The sequence below is a fragment of the Halalkalibacterium ligniniphilum genome, assembly GCF_000334155.1.
GTDB lineage: Bacteria > Bacillota > Bacilli > Bacillales > Bacillaceae_D > Halalkalibacterium > Halalkalibacterium ligniniphilum.
Genome location: NZ_ANNK01000020.1, coordinates 1 through 7408, shown reverse-complemented (window position 1 = coordinate 7408; position 7408 = coordinate 1). Strand labels below are relative to the sequence as shown.

Sequence of the window (7408 nt, the reverse complement as noted above, 5' to 3'; positions counted from 1 at the left end):
TCCTTCGGCTGGATTTCCAATAATTTTCGCCCCACTTATGATTGGTTCTCTTCCTATGTTGACCATTGCCTTGATCACGTCATAAATTTCCGTGTTGATCGTTTCTGACCAACTTTTTTCTGTGATTTCAATTTTTTTCGCCATGCTCTCACCAGGAACCTTATCAATCGGTGTAAGAATTTTCAGCATTGATGCTGCATCTGTCTCTCTTGCCACAACAACCTTTGTCGTCAGACGGATTTGTGACGACCGATCAAAAAAATCAAAGATTTCATTGATCCCTTCTTCTGCTAATTCCTCCCCTATGACGAGTACTTGCATATGTGAAAAATAAAGCTGCCGGGGAACTTTTTTTGATACTTTACGAATTGCCTCGAAAATACTTTTATCTGTTTCGGTATATGTCGTAATCGGGGTATTACTCCCTCCCTCTCCTCCTGTTACTCCTGAGGCAATGGCAGTGGGATTCATTACTTGAAACGTGACCTGAAAATCATTTGTCTCCGCAACTTTATCGATCCCCACAGCAATCACAATTGCGATTTCGTTTAGCTCTCTTTTATTCCAGCAGCCAGTTAACAGCAATGGTACGAGCAAAAGCAAAGCGATATGCAGGAACAATTTAGTTCTCATCTTGATTTCCCTTCTTTCCTTTGGAAGGAGAGGGCTGCTTTCTCTCTCCATTCCGCACGAGATTTTTTTGGTTAATCAAGCGTGGCCGTGTACGAAAGGTCCAGATCGGTAGACGTAAAACGGTATCCTTCTGGTCAGAGAGAATAAACGGTGCAAGAGGCGCCATATAAGGAATGCCAAAGGAGCGCAAGGCGCATAAATGGGCCGTAATCATTAACGTGACAATGGCAATCCCGTAAAAGCCAAATGTTGCAGCAAAAATCATAATGATAAACCGAAACAAACGGACAGAAATGGCCATATTATAAGCCGGTGTCGCGAAGCTTGAAATCCCCGTTATCGCCACAACGATCACCAGCGCTGAAGAGACAAGACCCGCTTCTACGGCCGCTTGTCCTAAAACAAGACCCCCGACGATCGAGACGGCTTGCCCGATCGCTCGTGGCATACGAATTCCCGCTTCACGTAAAATCTCAAAGCTAATCTCCATTAACAACACTTCAACAAATGCAGGGAAGGGTACACCTTCACGTTGTGCGGCGAGGCTAATTAAAAGAGGTGTTGGAATCATCCCTTGATGAAACGTTGTCACCGCAATATACACAGAAGGGCCAAACAAAGCGATAAAAAAAGCAAGATACCGTAGAAAGCGTATGGCGATACTAATATCAAAACGCTGATAGTAATCTTCAGAAGACTGTAAAAACATAAAAAAGTTCGTCGGTGCAATCAGGACAAAGGGAGTCCCATCTACGATGATGACGATGCGACCCTCTAATAAATTCGCTGAAGCGCTATCAGGTCGTTCCGTGTTGTATACCGTCGGAAATGGAGTGAAGGTCTGGTCCTGAATTAACTCTTCAATATATCCAGACTCAAGCACCCCATCAATGGTGATTTCACGCAGCCTTTTCCTCACTTCATCGACGATCTTCTCATTCGCCACGCCATCAATGTACATCACGGCCACATCTGTTTGCGTCACATCACCAATTTGCATCATTTCCAATCGAAGCTTCGGATTTTTGATCCGTCTGCGAATTAAGGAAACATTTGTCCCAATTGACTCACTAAAGCCATCCTTCGGTCCACGAATAACGACCTGTGAAGAGGGCTCCTCAATCCCTCTTGTTTCGCCTCCTTTTGTCGTGCCGCTTATTGCTTCCACAAAGCCATCAAATAAAATCACCGTATCTCCTGACAAGATCGTTAAGACAAGGTCATTCCATTCCTTAATGACTTTTACTTCACCAATTGTTAGGGCATTATTTTTAATAAATTCAAAGATGCTTTTATGAGAGCTGAGGTTTGTAAAGGTCTCCTCAGCCGCCTCAAACATTAACGAGCGCATCACAAAATTGTTGACAATTTCCTTATCCGCTAAGCCATCCGTATAGACGATCGCCACCTGAAGCTGGTCGTTTCCAAGCTCAAATTCACGGATAATCATATCAGGGCTGTTCCCAAGCTCTTGTTTTAAGTTATTAAGATTTTCTTTTAACTGTCGGTGAAGGGAACGTTTCACTGTATCTGAAGACGATTCTTGGCTGCTTTGGTTATTTTTTTTGTTGTCCTCTTTTTTTAGATACCTGTTCCAAAAAAACATACGCCTCCCCCTTTTTTACCAGTTACCTTTATTCTCAGTTAAACTTTCCTTTTTATGCATTTTTTACGATGAAGAAAATTGCAGACGCCTTGGTCAGCCCCGACAAGCACTACAGACTCTGATTGGACGTTTTTTTGTTTTCATAGGAGAAGTTGAAGCGACTTCAAGCTGCTGACGCCTGTAGCCAGACAGCTTTAACATCGTATCCTCTCTTATGGAAGAAGCCTATCTCATTGAAATTTTTTTATAGGTGTCGGTTTCCGAATATTCGTTAACAGTTGGAGACTGGCACATAATGCACGTGTATGATTGAATATGCGAACAATGCACAACCTTAGCGGAGGAAATAGACGTAGACTCCTGCGGGAGCAAAGGCAAGGGTGTGACCCCACACGTAAGCACGACGAGGCTCACCAGCCGCCCGCGGAAAGCGAAGTATAGTTCCGAAGCGAATGCTATCCATCAACGATCATGACGTTCGGATTTCTCATCAACAAAAACTCTTTTTTACAAGCTTTAGTTTTTTGCTAATTCCTTCGTAGTGAACGTCTTCATTGCCGTGATGCTCGGGTCTATCAATTTTTACCTACGTCCTTTCTTACCTGCAATAAAAAAACACCCCTCCAAACAGAGCATCCGCTTCTGCTTAAAGGGGTGTCGTTCTTCTATTACAGAATAAAAAGGTAAATCGCGGCTGCCAGCACGATGCGGTAGATCGCAAACGGGACAAGCTTAATGCGATTGATGAGCTGTAGGAAAAATTGAATTGAGATGAGCGCCACAATAAAGGCACTGACAAAGCCAACAATGAAAAAAGGAAGGGCGTCGGCCGTGAAATAGCTCCAGTTTTTTATCAGCGAGAGCCCACTTGCTCCAAGCATAATCGGTACCGCCATAATGAACGTAAAATCTGCAGCAGTGCGGTGATTTAATCCTAACAGTACGCCACCAGAGATAGTAGATCCTGACCGGGAGAACCCTGGCCAGAGGGCAAAGCATTGAAAGAGCCCAATCATGAACGCCTGCTTGTACGTGATTTGGTCAACAGTGGTCACCTTCGGCTCCCTTGGCGAGAAATAATCGGCCGCAATCATCAGCAAGGCACCGACAATTAGCCCAATAACGACGGTTTCAATGGAAAAAAGATACGTATCGATATAGTCCTCAAACAAAAAGCCTAAGAAAGCAGCAGGAAGTAAGCCAATAATAACTTGCGAAAGCTTTAGCTTCGGTCCGCCCACTCCCTCTGAGCGACGCCCTAATCCAAGCAAGTCGACAAACCGTTGTTTAAACAAAATCACCACCGCTAAAATGGACCCGAGCTGAATGACAATTTTAAAGGTATTCGCCACCTCTTGCGAAAATAACTCTTTTGACTTTAGCCACGCATCATCAACAATAATCATATGACCTGTAGAGGATACGGGTGCAAACTCCGTCAATCCTTCCACAATCCCTAAAACAATTGCGACAAAAAACTCCCATAAGGACAAGATGTTCATCTCACTTTCACTAATAGCTGATTTATTTTACAGCCGATTTCAAAAACATACAAGTGTCATTATTCTCATCCGGTTCCATCCGGTTCCAGAGCATTTTTGTTCAGACCCTTAATGCTCCGACCCTTTCTGCCCTGACCCCTAATGCCCTGACCCCTAGTGCTCCGACCCTTTCTGCCCTGACCCCTAATGCTCCGACCCCTTGCATGTTTTTTGAAAATAATGGAACACTATTTTATTAAAAGAGAAACGGTTTTTTTCGAAAAAATGGAAGATTGGTAAGAGTGTATTGTCGTTACGTCTTGTTTATGACCTTCATCGATAAATTTTGGGACATGCAACTTTTTTACCTTTTCAACTCTCACTCAAGACGATTAAAATCAAAACAATGACTTACCTACTATTTCAAAATAGCTTATCATCCGAGGAACAAATCCATGTCATTACCGACTGTGTAAGGAGGATACATACTTGAAAAAGCGAGGCCGGATCGCTACATTTTTTATCATTACACTCCTCATTGGGGTTTTAATCGGACTGAACGGAACAAAGGTGGCACAAACAATCCCCCTTGGACTCGATTTGCAAGGCGGGTTTGAAATCTTATACGAGGTCGAGCCTGCAGAAGAAGGGCAAAAAATTACGAACAAGGTGCTAGAAAGCACCGTTAGCGCCTTAGAAAACCGCATTAATGTGCTCGGTGTGTCTGAGCCGAATATTGTCGTTGAAGGGGAAAATCGCATTCGCGTCCAGCTTGCGGGCATCAGCGATCAAACGCAGGCGCGAGAACTGCTTTCAACACAAGCTGAACTAACGTTTCGAAACATTCATGATGAGGTTTTACTAACAGGGGCTGACCTAAAGGAAAACGGGGCAAGCATGACCTTATCACAGACGAACCAGCCATGGGTTGCCCTAACATTAAAGGACGCGAAAAAATTTGGTGCAATCACCGAGGAGCTTTCCAAAAAAGCCTATCCAGAAAATTTGCTCGTCATTTGGCTCGATTATGAAGAAGGCGACTCCTACGCCGAAGAGGCACAAAAAGCTGAACCGAAGTTTTTGTCAGCTGCAACTGTCCGTCAAAAGCTTAATACTACCGATGTCGTCATTGAAGGCCAATTTACGATGAAAGAAGCGCAACACTTAGCAGATCTTTTAAATTCTGGCTCATTACCTGTCAAAATGCATGAAATCTATTCCACGTCTGTTGGTGCGAAGTTCGGTCAACAGGCACTCGATCAAACGATGTTTGCAGGGGTGATTGGCATTCTTGCGATCTTCCTCTTTATGCTCATTTTTTATCGTCTGCCAGGATTTGTGGCGATCATCACATTAGCTGCCTATATTTATTTGATTCTGCAAATTTTCAGCTGGATGCATGGGGTATTAACGCTTCCTGGAATTGCAGCACTCATTTTAGGTGTCGGGATGGGGGTGGATGCCAACATCATCACCTATGAGCGAATAAAAGAGGAATTAAAGCTCGGAAAATCGCTCCGTTCCGCGTTTCGAAGCGGAAATAAAAATTCATTTGCCACAATCTTTGATGCGAACCTAACAACGATCATTGCTGGGGTTGTACTGTTTATTTTCGGGACCAGTGCAGTCAAAGGGTTTGCGACGATGTTAATCGTCAGTATCCTTGTTAGCTTTATTACCGCCGTCTTTTTAGCGAGACTTTTGCTAGGACTATTGGTGAAAAGCCGATGGTTCGAGCATAGACCTTGGTACTTCGGCGTGAAAAAAGAGGACATATTAGAAATTAATAATACAGATAAACAAACGGACGCCCCTACGAGGTTTGACAACGTTGACTTTGTAAAAAATCGCAACAAATTCTTTCTGTTTTCAGCGGTAACAGTTTTGGCAGGTATCATTATCTTGTTAACGATGCAGCTCAACCTCGGGATCGATTTTGCCAGCGGTACACGAGTGGAAATCACATCTGAAAATCCGTTGACGCTGGAACAGGTTGAGGCGGATTTAGCCGCTCTTGATTTAGAGACACATGACCTTGTGCTGTCTGGAACAAACAATGAAATGGCTGTTGCACGATTTGTCGGCGTCCTCGACCGTGAGAAAATCGCTGAGTTTAAACACTACTTTGCCGAAAAATATGGCTTTGAACCAAATGTAAGTACCGTTTCACCGATTGTTGGAAAGGAGCTTGCCCAAAATGCAATGATTGCTGTGGCGATCGCTTCGCTCGGGATTATTCTTTATGTGACGTTGCGCTTTGAGCTTTACATGGCCCTCGCTGCCATTGTGGCATTGCTCCACGACGCCTTTTTTATCATTGCGTTTTTCAGCTTAACGAGGTTAGAGGTAGACGTTACCTTCATCGCCGCCATTTTAACGATTATCGGCTATTCGATCAATGATACGATCGTAACCTTCGATCGCATTCGCCATAATATGAAAAAACAGCGCGTCAAAACGTTCGAACAGCTTGAACACATTGTCAATCGAAGCATCCAACAAACATTTACCCGCTCGGTCAACACCGTTTTAACGGTTGTGATTACCGTTGTTGCGATGCTGATTTTTGGCAACGAGTCGATTCGTAATTTCTCGATTGCCCTGCTCATTGGTTTAATTACCGGGATGTACTCGTCCTTGTATATCGCCTCACAGCTGTGGCTGATTTGGAAGTGGAAGCAACTAGAAAAGCAAAAGAACCCTGTCCAAAGAGCTGCTGCTCAACCTAATGAAGATCCCCAGCCTTAATAAAAATTATCTTGATGAGCAGCCGGTCCCCTTAAAATGGAACAAGCTCGTAAGTAATGAAGTCGATGGACCCTTCCTAATCGTCTGCTCATTCAACCCCTTTATCACATTGAATAGAGGCTGGGACATAACGAACGTGTATAATTAAAATGCGAACAATCCACAACCTTAGCGGAGGAAATAGACGCAGACTCCTACGGGATCAAAGGCAAGGGTGGGACCCCACAGTGCAAAAAGCACGAGGAGGCTCACCAGCCGCCCGCGGAAAGCGAAATCTATTTCCGAAGTGAATGCTATGCAGCAACGATCATGACGTCCGGATTTCTTATTAATAAAAACTCTTTTGTCTCAGCCCCTAATTGAGATCGCTATGTGAATAAAATCGATTAACATGATCCCCGGTACGCTTCAATATGAACTTAACCTTAAACAAACGTTTGATTAAAAGCAGGTATTTTTGCTTCGTATCAGCCATTTGCTTTTTCGTTGGTCATGTAGTTATTCATGCTAAAGGGCATTTTTTTGCGAAATCCCATTTCGGTATGTGCAAGAATGGAAGACGGCCAAACGGCACCCGCCCATACCTCAGATGGTCCGTCTTGGAAACGGTTTGCGATCTTAGCTGACGTTTTACAAGATACAGAGATGATTTCGTATGATATGATGAGAAAAGAATGAATAGAAGCTTATCATGCTTAAAGATATTCATTAATTTATACACTAGGAGGCTTTTGCTCATGGACGCAACAAGAGAAGCCTATCAAGCACTTGCAGCAAAAGAAGAAATGTACCGGCACATCGTTGAATATTCACAAGAAACCGTGATCATTCATGCCGAACATAAAGTCTTATATATTAATGAACCAGGCGCCAAGTTTTTAAGAGCGCCGCGGGAGGATATTTTAGGGGCGTCGATCTTGGCCGTTTTTCAAAAAGAGGA

Annotated in this window: 5 protein-coding genes and 1 pseudogene; 3 read left to right on the top strand and 3 right to left on the bottom strand. The window is 43.6% G+C overall.

Annotated features, from left to right (window positions below):
- The 3 genes from BLT_RS0101715 to BLT_RS0101705 all read right to left on the bottom strand — a co-directional run.
- Positions 1–633: Ger(x)C family spore germination protein (locus BLT_RS0101715; protein WP_017726101.1), on the bottom strand; the 633-nt coding region annotated here is incomplete at its 3' end.
- The gene (locus BLT_RS0101710; protein WP_017726100.1) at positions 623–2239 is read right to left on the bottom strand and encodes a spore germination protein; all 1617 of its coding nucleotides are present in this window, start codon (positions 2237–2239) and stop codon (positions 623–625) included. The genes BLT_RS0101710 and BLT_RS0101715, both read right to left, overlap by 11 nt.
- A gap of 668 nt (positions 2240–2907) precedes the next feature.
- A complete protein-coding gene (locus BLT_RS0101705) occupies positions 2908–3741 on the bottom strand; it encodes an undecaprenyl-diphosphate phosphatase (protein WP_017726099.1) in 834 nt (277 codons plus the stop codon).
- Between the two features lie 468 nt (positions 3742–4209).
- On the opposite strand from BLT_RS0101705, the gene secDF reads away from it, so the two are divergent.
- The 3 genes and pseudogenes from secDF to BLT_RS21205 form a co-directional block, all read left to right on the top strand.
- Positions 4210–6468, top strand: a complete 2259-nt coding sequence (gene secDF, locus BLT_RS0101700; RefSeq protein WP_017726098.1) for a protein translocase subunit SecDF — start codon at positions 4210–4212, stop codon at positions 6466–6468.
- Between the two features lie 552 nt (positions 6469–7020).
- Complete coding sequence (locus tag BLT_RS24650) at positions 7021–7146, top strand: hypothetical protein (protein ID WP_268871111.1); 126 nt, start codon at positions 7021–7023, stop codon at positions 7144–7146.
- Positions 7147–7205: 59 nt separating this feature from the next.
- Positions 7206–7408, top strand: a pseudogene (locus tag BLT_RS21205) (PAS domain-containing protein); the annotation flags it as partial.

Excerpts from the sequence above, each read along its gene's own strand:
- BLT_RS0101710 (WP_017726100.1), bottom strand. The coding sequence starts at position 2,239 with ATGTTTTTTTGGAACAGGTATCTAAAAAAAGAGGACAACAAAAAAAAT.
- BLT_RS0101705 (WP_017726099.1), bottom strand. The coding sequence starts at position 3,741 with ATGAACATCTTGTCCTTATGGGAGTTTTTTGTCGCAATTGTTTTAGGG.
- BLT_RS24650 (WP_268871111.1), top strand. The coding sequence starts at position 7,021 with ATGGAAGACGGCCAAACGGCACCCGCCCATACCTCAGATGGTCCGTCT.